Source organism: Sphaerisporangium sp. NPDC005288, from assembly GCF_040607475.1.
Taxonomy (GTDB): Bacteria; Actinomycetota; Actinomycetes; order Streptosporangiales; family Streptosporangiaceae; genus Sphaerisporangium; species Sphaerisporangium rhizosphaerae.
In genome coordinates this window covers 91,210-104,027 of the sequence record NZ_JBEXGT010000022.1, presented here as the reverse complement: position 1 = coordinate 104,027, position 12,818 = coordinate 91,210, and the positions used below count along the sequence as shown (strand labels likewise).

General features: G+C 73.0%; 11 protein-coding genes. 4 read left to right on the top strand and 7 right to left on the bottom strand.

From position 1 onward, the window contains the following. Positions 1 to 169: 169 nt before the first annotated feature. Positions 170 to 718, bottom strand: a complete 549-nt coding sequence (locus tag ABZU32_RS21715) for a hypothetical protein (RefSeq protein WP_354924590.1) — start codon at positions 716 to 718, stop codon at positions 170 to 172. 131 nt (positions 719 to 849) lie between these two features. Here ABZU32_RS21715 and ABZU32_RS21710 point away from each other — a divergent pair, with 131 nt between their 5' ends. Together ABZU32_RS21710 and ABZU32_RS21705 are read left to right on the top strand one after the other, a co-directional pair. Continuing rightward, positions 850 to 1,224 (top strand): hypothetical protein, encoded by a 375-nt coding sequence (locus tag ABZU32_RS21710; RefSeq protein WP_354837521.1) that lies wholly within the window; start codon positions 850 to 852, stop codon positions 1,222 to 1,224. A gap of 269 nt (positions 1,225 to 1,493) precedes the next feature. Then, on the top strand, positions 1,494 to 5,051 hold the full coding sequence (locus ABZU32_RS21705; RefSeq protein WP_354924588.1) for an NACHT domain-containing protein: 3,558 nt from the start codon (positions 1,494 to 1,496) through the stop codon (positions 5,049 to 5,051). Positions 5,052 to 5,061: 10 nt separating this feature from the next. Here ABZU32_RS21705 and ABZU32_RS21700 read toward each other — a convergent pair whose 3' ends face one another. The 6 genes from ABZU32_RS21700 to coaA form a co-directional block, all read right to left on the bottom strand. Next, on the bottom strand, positions 5,062 to 5,778 hold the full coding sequence (locus tag ABZU32_RS21700; protein WP_354837517.1) for an ABC transporter permease subunit: 717 nt from the start codon (positions 5,776 to 5,778) through the stop codon (positions 5,062 to 5,064). 178 nt (positions 5,779 to 5,956) lie between these two features. After that, positions 5,957 to 6,874, bottom strand: coding sequence for an ABC transporter ATP-binding protein (locus ABZU32_RS21695; protein WP_354837515.1), 918 nt, complete (start codon positions 6,872 to 6,874; stop codon positions 5,957 to 5,959). Then, positions 6,871 to 7,770: an ABC transporter permease gene (locus ABZU32_RS21690; RefSeq protein ID WP_354924586.1), complete on the bottom strand. Its 900-nt coding sequence runs from the start codon at positions 7,768 to 7,770 to the stop codon at positions 6,871 to 6,873. The genes ABZU32_RS21695 and ABZU32_RS21690 overlap by 4 nt, the downstream gene beginning before the upstream one ends. After that, the gene (locus ABZU32_RS21685) at positions 7,763 to 8,671 is read right to left on the bottom strand and encodes an ABC transporter ATP-binding protein (RefSeq protein ID WP_354924584.1); all 909 of its coding nucleotides are present in this window, start codon (positions 8,669 to 8,671) and stop codon (positions 7,763 to 7,765) included. Before ABZU32_RS21685 ends, ABZU32_RS21690 begins: the two co-directional genes overlap by 8 nt. 151 nt (positions 8,672 to 8,822) lie before the next feature. Next, positions 8,823 to 9,794: a DUF389 domain-containing protein gene (locus ABZU32_RS21680; protein WP_354924582.1), complete on the bottom strand. Its 972-nt coding sequence runs from the start codon at positions 9,792 to 9,794 to the stop codon at positions 8,823 to 8,825. A gap of 9 nt (positions 9,795 to 9,803) precedes the next feature. Beyond that, positions 9,804 to 10,706: a type I pantothenate kinase gene (gene coaA, locus ABZU32_RS21675; protein WP_354924626.1), complete on the bottom strand. Its 903-nt coding sequence runs from the start codon at positions 10,704 to 10,706 to the stop codon at positions 9,804 to 9,806. An 88-nt stretch (positions 10,707 to 10,794) separates the two neighbouring features. On the opposite strand from coaA, the gene ABZU32_RS21670 reads away from it, so the two are divergent. Beyond that, a complete protein-coding gene (locus ABZU32_RS21670) occupies positions 10,795 to 11,145 on the top strand; it encodes a holo-ACP synthase (protein ID WP_354837507.1) in 351 nt (116 codons plus the stop codon). A gap of 161 nt (positions 11,146 to 11,306) precedes the next feature. Next, the gene (locus ABZU32_RS21665; protein WP_354924580.1) at positions 11,307 to 12,809 is read left to right on the top strand and encodes an NAD(P)H-hydrate dehydratase; all 1,503 of its coding nucleotides are present in this window, start codon (positions 11,307 to 11,309) and stop codon (positions 12,807 to 12,809) included. The last annotated feature ends 9 nt before the right edge of the window (positions 12,810 to 12,818 follow it).

The window sequence follows — 12,818 nt, the reverse complement described above, 5'->3', positions numbered from 1 at the left end:
CACGGCGCGGAGCGGACGGTCGTGGCCTTGACGCCGATGTCCCCCGTACGACCTCGTCGTGCGGGGGACGTTCGCGTCCAGGGCCGCACACGGGCCCGCACGATGGGGCCGCGCGCGGCAGGCACGGGCCGGGCGCCTGTGGCGCTGGTACGGGAGCCCGAAGCGCGGGTCAGGCGTGGGCGCGCAGCGCCGCGATGACCCATTCGAAGGACGGCACGCCCGAGGGGTACGGCGGGCGGCCGTTGAGCACGCACATCAGCTCCCAGTAGCGCTCCACCCGGCGATCGGTGAAGGTCTCCAGCCGGTCGGCCAGCGCGGCCCGTTCGGCGGCGGGCGTCTCCGGCGCGACGATGCGGTCCAGGACCCGCTGGCCCTCCGGCGACTCCGGGGCGACGCCCGCCGCGACGGCCGCCCCGGCGTGCTCGATCACCGTCTGCGCGTCGTAGGACTCCGCCTGCCCGCCGCCCTCGGCCCCGGCGAGCGCCATCGCCCGCACACGCTGCCCGAACGCCTCGTCCGACACCAGCTCGACCAGTTCGGACCACGCCTCGCGCACTTCCGCGGCCGGGGCGTCCGGCAGCTCGTCGGGCAACCGGCGCATGGCCTGTGCGATGCCCGCGCCCGGGGCGTCGGGGTCGATGCCGGCGAAGGCCCGGTCGACGAAGTCGTCGATGATCTGCTGTCGCTCCCGTGCGGACAGATTGGCCATATCGTTCATGCTTTCTCGTCTCCTCGGTCATGTCCTCGAAGCATCGGTCAGGGCGATGCTTCGAGGGTCAAGACTTCACCTTCCAGTCGGTGGAGACTCAACCGCTTTTCCGCATCTAGGGTGATCTAAGGTGGCTGCTCGTGGTCGGTAGGCGCAGGCACCAGGTGATGGCCGTCATCTCCCTTGCCGGAGGTGTGGCCCTGACATGGACGCTGGCGGCCACCGGCACCGACGGCGACTTCTTCCGTTCGCTGCTGTATCCGTGGACGTGCGCCGGGGTGCTGCTGGTCGCGGTCATCCTGGGCGCCGTCGTCCGCGTGGGGAGCGCCCTTGCCGTCCTGGTGCCCTTCTCGCTGCCCCAGCCGCTGCTGGCCGTGTGGAACGGCATGACGCCCCGGCCCGACGGTGAGGGCGGCCTGTGGGTGCTCGGCTTCACCGTCTCGACGCTGCTGCTGGTCTTCTCGGTCGGATGCGTCGCCATCGGAGTGTGCATCCGCCTGATGTTCCGCCGCTGAGTTCGCTTGGCCTCGCTTCGCTCGGCGGGCTCGGGGCGCCTTTGAGGCGGCGCTCTTCGTCGTCATCCGGGCTCGTTCCTCACCCTCCTTCCTCCTCAGAGCACCGCCGCGCCCCGAGCGGGTTCTTGGGCCGATCCGTTGGAATCGCTTGGATGTGTTCGCTTGGCCTCGCTTCGCTCGGCGGAGATCTCGGATCGGCGAAACGCCCCGTCCGCCGGGGGCGATTCCGGTTCAGTGGTGTCCGTGGGCCGGCGAGGAGGAGGGCATCGGTGCGGGGTCTGAAGGTCCTGGCGCGGGTGGTCGCCGGCGCGGCCGGCGTCGTCGCGGCGGGGGTGGCCACCAACCAGGTGCTCGACAACGGCGCGCTGAGCTGGAACTGGGCGTACGCCGCGTTCGCCCTCGCCCTGATCGCCGAACTGTCCCGGGAGTTGCTGGTCTCCCCGCCGTCGCCCGCCCCGGGTGCCCGGCCGCCGCGCGGAAGCCTCGGCGTCTACCTGCGCCAGGTGCGCGCCAGCGTGAGCTACATGGAGACCCTCGGGGTGGCCACGCAGAGCGAGTTCATGCTGCGCACGCGGCAGGTGTACGTCGATGTCAGCCTGATGCCCAAGCCAACGCACGACACCGCCCGCGAGCCGTACGTCGGCGCCGTTCCCGCGCGGCCACACGCGGTGGCCGGCGAGCGGCGGACGCTGGAGTCGTTCCTCGCGGCGGGGCACGACGGCGGCCGGGTGCTCGCGGTCATCGGCGGCCCCGGTTCGGGCAAGACGACCCTCGTCCGCACCACCACGCTCAACCTGAGCACGCGTCGGTGGCGGTTCTGGAGGCGCGGCCCGCTGCCCGTTCTGCTCTATCTCCGCGACCACGCGGGAGCGCTGCCGGCGGCGCAGCCCCCAGGGCTCGCCGACGTGGCGACGTCGGCCGGCTGGCTGGCCGGGAGGATCCCCGCCGCGTGGCTGGAGCGGCGGCTCGACCGGGGCGGCTGCGTCGTGCTGCTGGACGGCCTGGACGAGGTCGCCGACGAGGAAGACCGCGTCCGCGTGGTGGCGTGGATCCGGCGGCAGATCGAGCGGCATCCCCGCAACCGGTACGTCGTCACCTCCCGGCCGCACGGCTACCTGTCCAACCCGCTGCCGAGCGCCGAGGTGCTCCAGGTGCGGCGCTTCACCCACGAGCAGATCACCCGCTACCTGCACGGCTGGTACCACGCCATCGAGAGCCGCGCCGCCGACGCCACGGGCCCGGCCGTCAAGGAGATCGCCGCCGGCAAGGCCGACGAACTGCTCGCCCGCCTCCGCGCGGCTCCCGGCCTGTACGATCTGGCGGCCAACCCGCTGCTGCTCACCATGATCGCGAACGTGCACCGCTACCGCGGCCAGCTCCCGGCCGGCCGCGCCGCGCTGTACGCCGAGATGTGCGACGTCCTGCTGCACCGCCGCCAGGAGGCCCGCAACCTGACCGACGCCACCGGCCTGCGCGGCCCGCAGAAGGAGCGCGTCGTCCGGCACCTGGCGCTGGCCATGATGCGGGGCAGGGTCCGCGACATGGCCGCCATGGACGCCGGCAGGGCGATCAGGGGGGCGCTGCGCCAGGTGTCGGGGACCGTGACCCCCGAGGTGTTCCTGGAGGAGGCACGCAAGAGCGGCCTGCTCGTGGAGCGCGAGCACGGCAGGTACGCCTTCGCCCACCTCACCCTGCAGGAGTACCTGGCCGCCGCCCAGATCGGCCAGCACGACCCGGGCCCGCTCGCCGGCCACGTGGACGACCCGTGGTGGCGGGAGACCATCCTGCTGTGGTCGGCCAACGCCGACGCGACCCCGGTCATCGAGGCGTGCCTGGCCTCGGGCACCGTCCGGGCCCTTGCACTGGCCTTCGACTGCGCCGAGCAGGCCCTCCAGGTGGACGCCGGCGTCCGGGAGCGGCTGGAGGCCCTGCTGGACGCGGGTGACGCCGAGCAGGACCAGGACCGCCGGCGCCTGCTCGCCGGGGTGAAGGCCGCGCGGAGCCTGCGCGAGGTCATCTGGCTCGACGAGAACACCGCCGTCTGCGCCCGCCCGGTCTCCCGCGACCTGTACGACATGTTCCTCCGCGACACGGGCGTACGCGGCGACACCTGGTACGGCGCGCGTGGCCAGGCGCCGTCCGGTGACGCCTCACCCTCGGGCGGCGGGGACGCGCCGCCCCGGAACGGTCGGGACATGCCGTCCGCCGGCCGCCAGGACGCGCCGCCCAGGGCGGCCGGAGACGGGCCGGCGGTGGGAGTTCTCGCCGGTCACGCCCACCTGTTCGTCGGCTGGCTGAACGACCTGCTCGACGGCGACGTCACCTACCGGTTGCCGACCTTGGAAGAGATGGGCGACCCCGCCCTGAGCCTGGTGGCCGGTGTGTCGGGGCACACCGTCTGGGCGCGCGGCCCAGGCGACGCCGGGGCCGCCGGTGATCCCGAGCCATCGGAGGTCACCGTCACCGCCGACGGCGTCGTCCTGCACCAGCCGGTCGGCGTCGCCTCCCCGTACGCGCCCGACGTCTCGCGGCTCGTCGGCTACCTGGCGCGCGACGTCTCCCTCTGTGGCGACCACCTCGCCCTGGCGCTGGGTGCGGAGCCTCCCGCCGAGGTGTGGTCGCACACGCGCGTCTTCGCCGCCGCGCTGAGATACGTCGAGACGCCGTCGCCGGGACCTGACCGGGACGACTTCGCCCGCGTCCTGGTCCTGGCGTTGCGCCTGGAGCTCGAACGCCTCGGAAACCTCGTCTTGGACCGCGCGCCGCACGTCCGCCGCGCCGTTGTGCTCTCCCGTGTCATGCGACTGGGACAGGCTCTCGGCCTGGATCTGGCGTCCCATGTCGGCCTCACCAGGTTCCTCACGTTGGACGAACTGATCGGCTCCAACCTGCCAGGCAGGGCATCCCTGGACTCCAGCGAACTCTCCCCGTTGTTCTCGTCGGCCACCCTGCTCGCGCCGTTCATCGAGCAGATCGACGAGGTTCTGGGCGCCTTGGGGCAAGTCGATGACTTGCTGGATTACCTGGGCCTGGAGCAGTGGGGGTTCATCGTGTCGCACCTGGAGGAGGCGCTCCAGCATGCCGCCGATCTGGCTCATGCGCGCCGGCTCGGCCTCATGGGCGGTGATCCGGCGGGGGAGTTCGACCGCGCCGGCGCTCTGGGCCGGCTGTCCGGCCTCGCCGGCGACCCGGCTCACCCCCCGGACGCGCTCCTCGACTACTACGACGGCTCGGACACCTCTGGCGGGGCACACGACCTCAGGCGCGCGCTCGGCCTGGCCCTGGTGATGCATGACGAGCGGTTCGAGGGCACGATGGTCGCGCTGCGCGCCCTGCGGACCTTGTGGCGGCCGACGCGGATCACGGCCGGGGGCGGCCGGGGGCGGACGCCCCAGGGGGGACCCCCGCTCACGACCTTCAACCGCGCCGCCTTCGATCGTGCGCTCACCGAGTTCAGCGCAGGGTTGTCCTTCACACTGCGACACCGCGGAAACCCCGTCGCGACCCTGCGAGCAGGCATTGCCGTCCTGTCGGTGGACACCTCTCCGGCCTCGCCCGGCCATGCCGAGAGCCTCTACGGGCGCGCCCTGCGTCTGGCCGAGGAGGCCGAACAACTGATCGCCCCGGTACTGTGCGGTGGCGCCCCTTACAACGTGATCGACTTCGCTCACGCGCGCATGCGCCTGCTCGCGGCCGTGACGCTGCTGATGCGCTCTGACGAGGCAGCTGAACGGCTTGCCGAGGCCATGGCCGGGCTCGCGGGCCTTCAGGAACGGTTCGAGGGCCGCCTGCCGGCGAACGAACTCATCGTCCTGGTGCGGAGCTGAAACCGGCGGGTCACTCGTCGCCGGTGAGGGAGAGGGAGCGCAGGCGGTTTCCGGCCCACAGGACGGCGCCGATGGTGACGATCAGGACGGCGGGGACGGCGAAGCCCATGGTGACGGTGGGCTTGAAGAAGTCGGTGGAGGTGAGCTGCCCGGCGAAGGTCTGCGCCCACTGCTGGATGGAGAAGTTGCGCGCCCCCGGCACCAGGCCGCCGACCAGGCTCTCCCAGACCACGGCGTAGATGATGCCGACCGTCACCGCGTGCCGGGTGATCACGCCGAGCAGCAGGAACACCGCCGAGTAGGCGATGCCGCCGATCAGCGCGCCCAGCGCGAACCCGGCGGCGATGCCGGCCTCGTCGCGCAGCAGGAGGTACCCGGCCACGAACGTCGGGACGGCGGCGAACAGCGCGAGCAGCGAGGCGGCGACCGCGAACTTCGTTACGGCGATCACCGGGCGCGAGATCGGCTTGGACAGCAGGTGGATGATCGTCCCGTCGTCGATCTCGGGCGAGATGGTGCCCGTGCCGGCGATCAGGCCGAGCAGCGGCAGCATCGTGCCGATGGCGTAGACCTGCATGAGGGTGACCGTGGCCCGCTCGTCGGTGCTGCCCACCAGGCGCAGCACCACGGCCAGGCCGATGAGGACGAGCGGCAGCAGGATCAGCAGCAGCACCCGGCGGCGCCCGAGCACGGCGCGGTAGGTGATGCCGGCGACGACGGAGTTCATCGGACGCTCCGGAAGGTCAGGTGTGCGGGGGTCGGGCGGCCGGGGCGGCGCGGGCCGGTCACCGAGCGGTCCAGGAAGCTCGGACCGGTCGCCGGGTGCTCCGGGAAGCGCGGACCGGACACGGAGCGGCCCAGGAAGCGGGCACCGGTGAGCGGGTGCTCTGAGAACCGGGGACCGGTCATCGGGTGCTCCGGGAGATCAGGTAGGAGAAGACGCTCTCCAGGTCCTCGTCGGCGGGCGAGAGCTGCCAGACGCTGACGCCGGCGTCGCGCGCGACGCGGGGGAGCAGCCAGGTGAACCTGCGGAAGTCCACGGCCTGCACCTCGAGGCCGGCCTCGCTCAGCGAGACCGCGCCGGAGGAGGCGTCGGCGATCAGCGCGGCGGCCAGTTTCCGGTCGTCGCTGGAGCGCACGCGGAACAGGTGGGGCCGGTCGGTCATGCGCCGCCGGATCTCGCGGAAGTCGCCCGAGGCGGCGTGCCGGCCGGCCACCAGCACCTCGATCTGCTGGGCGACCCGCTCGACCTCCTCCAGGATGTGCGAGCTGAACAAGATCGTGCGCCCGGCGGATCCGAGCTCTCTGACCAGGTCCATCAGGTGCAGGCGCTGGCGCGGGTCCATGCCGTTGAACGGCTCGTCCAGCAGCAGGACCTGCGGGTCGTGGACCAGGGCGGCGGCGACCTTGACCCGCTGGCGCATGCCCTTGGAGTAGGTCTCGACGCGGCGGTCCTTGGCGTCCTCCATCTCGACCATGGCCAGCGCCTTGGCCGCGGCGTCCTCGGGGGACGGCAGGCGGTGCAGGCGGGCGCTGGACAGCACGAACTGCCAGCCGGTGAGGAAGCCGTAGACGGCCTCGCGCTCGGGGACCAGGCCGATCGAACGGTAGATCTGGTGGTTGCGCCAGATCGGCCGCCCGTCGAGGGTCGCGGTGCCGGTGGACGGGGCGAGGAACCCGGCCATCATGTGCAGCAACGTGGACTTGCCGGCGCCGTTCGGGCCGAGCAGCCCGGTCACGCCGGGCCCGACGGTCATGGTGACGTCGTTGACGGCCACGACGTTGCCGTACCAGCGGGAGACCTGTGCCAGTTCGATGTTCACGATGAGGCCGCCTTGCGGTAGCGGAGGACGAGCGCGGTCACCGACACGGCGATGATCGCGAGCACGACCGCGGCGGCGAACGGGCCGCCCGCCCCGGCCGGGTAGCCGTCGCCGTTGTTGGGCGCGGTGCCGAACAGCCACACCTGCACGGCGTCCACCAGGAAGAACGGATTGATCAGCCAGGCCCACTGGGCGGCGCTGTCGCGGCTGACCGACATCAGCACGCCGACCAGCACCCCGGAGATGGCCGAGGAGAGCAGGTAGACCGCGATGACCGAGGCCACGCCGAGCCCGCGCCGCGGGGTGAACGACGCGAGCGCCACGCCCACCGAGGCCAGCAGCACCGCGTAGACGACCGAGGTGCCCAGTGCGGCGAAGTAGTCGTGGGTGTGCGGCGGCCCGGGCAGGTCGATGAGCAACTCGCCGATGTAGAGGGTGGTCAGCGGCACCGCGACCAGCAGGAACAGCGCCGCGGCCATGGCCGTGAGCTTGGCCGCCACGTAGTCGCCGGTCTTGACCGGCCGCGACAGGTACAGCGGCAGCACGCGGAAGCGCAGGTCGGGGGCCACCAGATAGGGCGCCTGGGCGGCGAGGTAGACCGCCAGCACCGCCTGCATCGTCACGGTGTAGGACGGGTACGTCAGTCCTTCGCGCTTGATCAGCGCCATGATCGCGATCGAGACGGCGGCCGGCAGCATCATGACCGCGCCCAGCCCGAACGGCATGATCTTGGCGCGGGCGGTGCGGCCGAGGCCGAAGACGCCGCGCAGGCTGTGCACCGCGAGGGCGGCGAAGGCGTGGCCCCGCCCGTGCCTCGGGCCCTCGTAGTGCCGGTAGCCGATGTCGTGGATCACGCCGGTGGGGGCGCCGACCGGCGCGGGGATGGTCTCAGACATGGGAGGCCTCCTCCCTGAAGACGTCCTCGATGCGGTGGCGGCCCTGCTCAAGGCGGACCAGGCTGAGATCCAGGTCGCACACGGCGTCCCGGACGACGTTGAAGGTGTCGGGGGAGCCGGCCTCGACGCTCAGCATGCGGCCGAGCGGGGTGACCTGCCGCCCGATCTCGCCGAGCCGCGCGGCCAGGCGGTCGGCGCCCTCCTCGACCTCGACGAGGATCGAGTGGGTGGCCTGGGTGAACTCCCCGATGGCCGAGGAGCGCAGCAGGCGCCCCCCGTCGATGACGATGACGTGGTCGCACACCCGTTCGAGCTCGCCGAGCAGGTGGGAGGTGACCACGACGCTGATGCCGAACTCGGTGCCGATGCGCCGGATCAGCGCCAGCATGTCGTCGCGGCCCTGCGGGTCCAGGCCGTTGGTCGGCTCGTCCAGGAAGACCAGCTTGGGGTCGTGCACGAGGGCCTGGGCCAGCTTGACCCGTTGCCGCATGCCGGTGGAGTAGCCGCCGATGGGCCGGTAGCGCTCCTCGTACAGGCCGACGTGGCGCAGGGTGTCGGCGGCGCGTTCACGCGCGGCGGTGCGCGGCAGGCCGGACATCTGCGCCATGTGCACCGTGAACTCGGTGGCGGACACGTCGGGCGGCAGGCAGTCGTGCTCGGGCATGTAGCCCACGACGTGCCGGATGTCGAGGGCCTGGGTGCCGGGATCGAAGCCGAGGACGGTGGCGCGGCCCTCCGTCGGGGGAAGCAGGCCGAGCAGGATCTTGATGAGCGTGGACTTCCCCGCTCCGTTGGCGCCGACCAGGCCGGTGACACCCGACCCCGCGGTGACGGTGAGGCGGTCGAGCGCCGTCACCCGGGGAAAGCGTTTGGTGAGTCCCTCGGTCGCGAGGATGGTCATGACCTGGACACTATCCAAGCCCGCGCGGCCGGGCCTCCCTCACACGGAGGAACCCCGCCTCATCCGGGGGACGGGCTCGGCGACGGTTCCCCCTAAGGGCTTCTTCAGGGCTCCGCGGACGCCGAGCGCCGTGAACGCGCCCGGGAGGGGTTCAGGAGCGCCGCGAACCCGCCCGCGCGTGCTGGACGGGGGCGCGCGTGATGCGCACGCCGTACTTCGACCAGAAGAAACGCTGGACCAGCAGGGTGAGCGTGCCCGCGATCACCATGCCCGCGATGTTGACCGCGAGCTGGACGACCGAGCCGCCGACGTCCCCCCAGCGGCCGAGCGCGAGGGCCACGGCGGCGTACCCGGCGGCCGGCACCGTGGTGACCGAGATGAACACGCCCACCAGCGCCGAGGACTTGCCGGCCGTGACCGACAGCACCCCGGCCCCTCCGGCGAGCAGCGCGACGATGAACGACCACTTGTCCGGCTTGACGATGAACTCCACCTCGGCGTGCCCGTCCAGGCTGTGCGGGGTGATCCAGCCGACGGCGGAGTACAGCAGCGCGCACACGCAGGTGACGGCGATGGCCACGGCGAACCCGATGACGAGCGCCCGGGCGGCGCTGCCGATGAGCCGCCGGTCGCGGCGCAGCAGTCCGAACGAGATGCCGGCCACCGCGCCGAACTCGGGCCCGAGGACCATCGCGCCGACGATCAGGATGAGGGACGGGAGGAGCACGCCGATCGCCGCGAGCTGCGTGGCGATGGTGAGAAAGGCGAGGAACGCCCAGGTGACGCGGCAGTCGCCCGCCACCTGGCGGGAGAACTCCTCCCACACGACGGCGTCGTCGGGGGCGCCCGGCGCCTCGGCCTCGGCGGCGTCGGCGACCTGCGACAGCGACAGATCGACCCGCTCGACGGCGATCGAGCCGTCCTCGGGCAGGCGCAGCTCCTTCAGCCGTTCGATGATCTCGTTGGTGGCCTCCCGCGCGGCGTCGAAGAGCAGCACGTCCCCCTTGGGACGGTGGCCGGCGCCGGGCATCACGACGATGTTGGTGACGCCGGTGGCGCCGTCCAGCAGGCTCAGCACGTCGGCGGTGCGGTCGGACGGGGAGATAACCCGTAAGTGCAACACGGGCGAAGCCTATGTGCGGCGGAGCTGGATGCGGCGCACCGAGTGGTCGGCCCCCTTGTGCAGGACCAGGCCCGCGCGCCCGCGCGTGGGGGCGATGTTCTCGATCAGGTTGCGCTCGTTGACGTCGCGCCAGACGTCCTTGGCGAAGCGGGTGGCGTCCTGCTCCGACAGGTCGGCCAGGTAGGCGAAGTAGGACTTGGGGTCGGCGAAGGCCGTGCGGCGCAGCTGGTGGAACCGGTCGAGGTACCAGGACCGGATGTCCTCGACCCTGGCGTCCACGTAGATCGAGAAGTCGAAGAAGTCGTTGACGGCGAGCGCGGTCGGCGGGGCGGGCTGCAGCACGTTGAGGCCCTCGACGATCAGGATGTCCGGCCGGCGCACGGCCTGTGCGGCGCCCGGGACGATGTCGTACTCCAGGTGGCTGTAGACCGGGGCGTGGACCTCGGGCACTCCCGCCTTGACGTCGGCGACGAAACGCACCAGCGCCCGGCGGTCGTAGCTCTCGGGGAAGCCCTTGCGGTGCGGGATGCCGCGCTCTTCCAGCACCGCGTTCGGGTACAGGAAGGAGTCGGTGGTGATCAGGTCCACCCGGGGGTGCTCGGGCCAGCGGGCGAGCAGGGTGTGCAGCAGCCGCGCCGTGGTGGACTTGCCGACGGCGACGCTGCCCGCGATGCCGAGGATGTACGGCGGCGGCTCGCGGTCGTCGCCGAGGAAGGTGTTGACGGCCGCGCTGCGCTGCCGCGCCCCGGTGAAGTGGAGGTTGAGCAGGCGGGTCAGCGGCAGGTAGATGTCGGTGACCTCGGCCAGGTCGATCGGGTCGTCGACGCCGCGCAGCTCTTCGAGCTCCGCGGCCGTGAGGGTGAGAGGCGTGTTCTCTCGCAGGTCCCGCCAGTGCTCGCGGCTCAGCTCCACGTACGGGTTGGGTGCCTCCATGGCGGCAAACTCTACTGACGGCCCGGCCTTCGATCTCGGCGGGGCCGCGTTGCGGCAGAATGGTGCGGTGATCGTGGGGATCGGCGTGGACATCGTGGACATCGCGCGCCTGGGCGCCGCCCTCGAGCGCACGCCGACCCTGCGCGACCGCGTCTTCACCGACGCCGAGAAGGGGCTTCCCGTCGCGTCGCTGGCCGCCCGCTTCGCCGCCAAGGAGGCCGTCGCCAAGGCGCTGGGCGCGCCGCCCGGCCTCGGCCACCGCGAGGCCGAGATCACCGTCGCCGAGCACGGCCGGCCGGTGCTCGGGGTGTCCGGCCGGGTCGCCGAGGTGGCCGCGCGGCTCGGCGTCCGGCGCTGGCACGTCTCCCTCAGCCACGACGGCGGCCTCGCCATCGCCTACGTGATCGCCGAAGGCTGACCCCGCACCCCTGGACGATCGCGATGACACGACGGCGGTCGGGCGAGGACGGTCGGGCGAGGACGGCCGGGCGACGGCGGCCGGGTGCGTGGCCCGGCGGCCGGTGACCGCGCGGCGGGTGCCCTTCGCGATGGTGATCGGTGCGGGCTACATTCGGTGAGATGCTGACCGCGTACACCTCCGACCAGATCAGGGCGGCCGAACGGGCGCTCATGGCACTGCTCCCCGAGGGCACGCTCATGCGCCGTGCCGCCTCCGCCCTGGCCGTGGCCTGCGTGAACGTCCTGCCCCGCGTATACGGCTCCCGCGTCGTGCTGCTGGTCGGCAGCGGCGACAACGGCGGCGACGCGCTGTACGCCGGAGCCCTGCTGGCCCGCCGCGGCGCCCGGGTGCACGCCGTCCTGGCCGGGCGCAGGACGCACGAGGGCGGCCTCGCCGAGCTGCGCCGCGCCGGCGGCAGGACCGTGGAGGCGAAGGACGGCGACCCCGGGGCCGACCGCGAGCTCGCCGGGCTGGTCGAGCGGGCGGACGTCGTCGTGGACGGCCTGGTCGGCATCGGCGGCACCGGCGCGCTGCGCGAGCCGTACGCGGCGCTGGCCCGCATGACGGCGCGCGCGCCCGGCGTCGTCGTCGCCGTGGACGTGCCGAGCGGCGTCGACGCGAGCACCGGCGAGGTCGCGGGCGAGGCGGTCGCCGCGCACCTCACGGTGACCTTCGGCGGGGTCAAGGCCGGCCTGCTGATCGACCCGGGGGCGAGCCGCGTGGGCACCCTGCACCCGGTGGACATCGGCCTCGGGCCGCACCTTCCAGCCCCCGAGGTCGTCGCGCTCACGGGCGCGGACGTCGCCGCCCGGCTGCCCCGGCCGGGCGCCGAGTCCGACAAGTACCGCAGGGGCGTCGTCGGCGTCGTCGCGGGCAGCGACCGGTTCACCGGGGCCGCCGTGCTGACGGTCGGCGGCGCCGCGCGGGCCGGCGCCGGGCTGGTGCGCTTCGCGAGCGCCGCCGAGCCGGTCGCCCAGGTGCGCGCCCGGTGGCCCGAGGCGGTGACGAAGGTCATCACCCCTGAGGAGGGGGTGGGCGACGTCGGCCGGGTGCAGGCGTGGGTGCTCGGGCCGGGCATGGGCACCGGTGACGAGGCGCACGCGCTGGCACGGTCGGTCCTGGCGAGCGACGTCCCGGTGCTGGTCGACGCCGACGGGCTGACCGTCGTCTCCCGCGACCGGACGCTGCTGCGCCGCGACGCGCCGACGCTGATCACGCCGCACACGGGCGAGCTCGGCCGCCTTCTCGGCGTCGCACCCGCCGACATCGAGGCCCGGCGCCTGCACTACGCGGAGCATGCGGCGCGGGAGCTCGGAGTGACCGTTCTTCTCAAGGGGTCGACTACCCTGGTCGCCGAGGAGGGCAGGCCGGTCCGTGTGAACGTCACGGGCACCCCATGGCTGGCCACCGGCGGTACGGGGGACGTGCTCGCCGGCATCGCGGGAGCCTTCCTCGCCGGGGGGCTGAGCTGCTATGACGCCGCTTCCTGCGCGGCCTACCTGCACGGCCTGGCCGGGCGGCTCGCGGCCGGGGATCCGCGGGACGGCGAGGCGCCGATCGCGGCGCTCGACGTCGCGCTGGAGATCCCCGCCGCCGTCCGCGCGCTCACCGCGCGTGCCTGACCCCGGCCT

Coding starts and splice junctions, on each gene's coding strand:
- ABZU32_RS21715 (WP_354924590.1), bottom strand. CDS start 718: ATGAACGATATGGCCAATCTGTCCGCACGGGAGCGACAGCAGATCATC.
- ABZU32_RS21700 (WP_354837517.1), bottom strand. CDS start 5,778: ATGAACTCCGTCGTCGCCGGCATCACCTACCGCGCCGTGCTCGGGCGC.
- ABZU32_RS21690 (WP_354924586.1), bottom strand. CDS start 7,770: ATGTCTGAGACCATCCCCGCGCCGGTCGGCGCCCCCACCGGCGTGATC.
- ABZU32_RS21685 (WP_354924584.1), bottom strand. CDS start 8,671: ATGACCATCCTCGCGACCGAGGGACTCACCAAACGCTTTCCCCGGGTG.
- ABZU32_RS21665 (WP_354924580.1), top strand. CDS start 11,307: ATGCTGACCGCGTACACCTCCGACCAGATCAGGGCGGCCGAACGGGCG.